The following is a 1,126-nucleotide window of genomic DNA, read 5'->3' as shown; positions in this document are numbered from 1 at the left end:
CAAGTAATGACAGTTCAAACGTTTACGCMAACCAAACCACGACGTGGATACGGCCAAAAAACCATCGAGCAACAGAGCCAAGAGTTAACGCCAAGCGGCGGCAACAAAATCGGCTTCGTCTCATTAGGTTGTCCCAAAACCTCGTTGATTCTGAACGAATCCTGACGCAACTTCGTACCGAAGGCTATGAAATCGTTAACAGCTACCACGATTCGGACGTGGTGATCGTCAACACTTGTGGCTTTATTGATAGTGCGGTTCAAGAGTCGCTCGACACCATTGGCGAAGCGCTAAAAGAGAACGGCAAAGTGATCGTGACCGGTTGCTTGGGCGCGCGTGAAGATGAAATTCGCGAAGTGCATCCGGGCGTTTTTAGGCATACGGGTCCACATGCGTATGAAACGTGTTAGAGCACGTGCATCAGTTTGCACCAAAGCCAGAGCACAACCCGTTTACCAGCCTCGTGCCTGATCACGGCGTGAAGCTGACGCCAAAACACTATGCGTACCTAAAAATATCGGAAGGCTGCAACCACCGTTGTACCTTCTGCAGTTATTCCGTCGATGCGTGGTGACTTGTCAGCCGCCGGTGGGAGAAATCCTCAGTGAAGCCGAACAGCCTGAAAAACGCAGGGGTGAAAGAGCTATTGGTGATCAGCCAAGACACCAGTGCCTACGGTGTGGACAGCAAGCACAGCCTTGGTTTTGCTAACGGTTCACCTGTGCGTCAAAACATCAAAGCGCTGAGTGAAGAGCTGGGCAAAATGGGTATTTGGGTGCGCTTGCATTACGTTTATCCCTATCCACACGTTGATGATCTGATCTGATCCCGCTGATGGCGGAAGGAAAAATCCTGCCTTACTTGGATATTCCATTCCAGCACGCCAGCCCGAATGTACTCAAAGCGATGAAGCGCCCTGGCCGTGCGGAACAGCACGCTCGATCAAATTAAAAATGGCGTGAGATCTGTCCTGAGTTGGTGATTCGCTCAACCTTTATCGTTGGTTTCCCAGGTGAGACGGATGAAGATTTCGAGATGCTGCTAGAGTGGCTAAAAGAAGCGCAATTGGATCGCGTGGGCTGTTTCAAATATTCGCCAGTAGAAGGCGCGGCTGCAAACGACATTG

1 pseudogene is annotated in these 1,126 nt (G+C 50.8%); it reads left to right on the top strand.

Going from position 1 to position 1,126, the window contains the following annotated elements:
* Positions 1 to 6: 6 nt before the first annotated feature.
* Positions 7 to 1,126 (top strand): annotated as a pseudogene (rimO, locus tag CIK04_RS25110) (30S ribosomal protein S12 methylthiotransferase RimO); the annotation flags it as partial.

The sequence above is a fragment of the Vibrio sp. 03_296 genome, from assembly GCF_002265885.1.
This window is presented reverse-complemented; position numbering and strand designations above follow the sequence as displayed.